This window comes from Streptomyces sp. URMC 126 (assembly GCF_051386555.1).
GTDB lineage: Bacteria > Actinomycetota > Actinomycetes > Streptomycetales > Streptomycetaceae > Streptomyces.
Genome location: NZ_JBPQTX010000593.1, coordinates 1 through 1520 on the forward strand (window position 1 = coordinate 1; position 1520 = coordinate 1520).

Sequence of the window (1520 nt, forward strand, 5' to 3'; positions counted from 1 at the left end):
CCCCGGTGGCGGATGCCGCCCCCGCCCCCGATTCCTCACTCGCCCCTGATTCACCACCCGTCTCCGCCGCCACGCGCCCGCGGCGCCACCGCCGGCGCGTCGAGGACTGGCGGCCCGAGGACCCGGAGTTCTGGGCGGCCGGCGGTGCCCGGACCGCCCGGCGCAACCTCGTCCTGTCCGTCTTCTGCGAGCACATCGGCTTCTCGGTGTGGAGCCTGTGGTCCGTGCTGGTCCTGTTCCTCGGCCCCGAATACGGGGTGGACCCGGCCGGGAAGTTCACGCTCACCGCGGTGCCCACGCTCGTCGGCGGTGCGCTGCGGCTGCCCTACACGGTCGCCGTGACCGTGTTCGGCGGCCGGACCTGGACGGTGATCAGCGCGGGCCTCCTCCTCGTCCCCACCGCGCTCGCGGCGGCCGTCCTCCGGCCGGGCGTGTCCTACTCGACGCTGCTGCTCGTCGCCGCCGTCGCGGGGGTCGGGGGCGGCAACTTCGCGTCGTCGATGGCGAACATCAACGCGTTCTACCCCCAGCGCCTCAAGGGCCGCGCGCTCGGCGTCAACGCCGGCGGCGGCAACCTCGGCGTGCCCGCCGTGCAACTGCTCGGGCTGCTGGTGCTGGGCACCGCGGGCGCCGGGCACCCCCGGCTGATCGTCCTGGTGTACATCCCGCTCATCGTGGTCGCGGCCCTCGCCGCCGCCCTGTACATGGACGACCTCGGCGGGGCGCGCCCGCCGGGCCGGCCGCTGCGCGAGGTCGCCCGGCAGGGGCACACCTGGACGGTGTCCCTGCTCTACATCGGGACCTTCGGTTCCTTCATCGGCTTCGGGTTCGCCTTCGGGCAGGTGCTGCTGGTGCAGTTCCCGGACGCCTTCCCGACGCCCGTGCGGGCCGCCTCGCTGACGTTCCTCGGGCCGCTGCTCGGTTCGCTGGTCCGTCCCGTGGGCGGTGTGCTCGCCGACCGGTGGGGCGGGGCCCGCGTCACCTTCTGGACGTTCGCCGGCATGGCGGGCGGCACGGCCGTGGTGCTCGCCGCGTCGCGGTGGGGGTCCCTGCCGCTGTTCCTGGCCGGGTTCGTGCTGCTCTTCGTGCTCAGCGGCGTCGGCAACGGTTCGGCCTTCAAGATGATCCCGGCCCTCCACCGCGCCGCCGCCCGCCGCGCGGTGGAGGCCGGCGCGGACCCCGAGGCCGCCGACCGGCGTGCGCACCGGCACGCCAACGCCGTCATGGGCATCGCGGGCGCGGTCGGGGCGCTCGGCGGCGTCCTGATCAACGTCGCCTTCCGGCAGGCCTTCCTCGCCGGCGGCAGCGGCGAACCCGCCTACCTGGCCTTCCTGGCGTGGTACGTGCTCTGCATGGCGGTGACGTGGGCGGTGTACGTACGGCGGCCCGACCGGGTGTGAGCCCGGCGCCGGGACGCCGCCGCGCCCTGCGCCCGGTCCCCTTCCGGGGAGGACCGGAGATCAGGGCGCCTCGGCACCGGCCCGTCAGCCACGGGCCACACCCGCGTCGCCCGCCCCGCC

General features: G+C 75.7%; 1 protein-coding gene. It reads left to right on the top strand.

The genetic code is table 11. The annotated features are described in order from the left end of the window. Window positions 1-5 precede the first annotated feature (5 nt). Window positions 6-1400 (top strand): MFS transporter, encoded by a 1395-nt coding sequence (locus tag ACSNOK_RS32970; protein ID WP_436784463.1) that lies wholly within the window; start codon window positions 6-8, stop codon window positions 1398-1400. Window positions 1401-1520 lie beyond the last annotated feature (120 nt).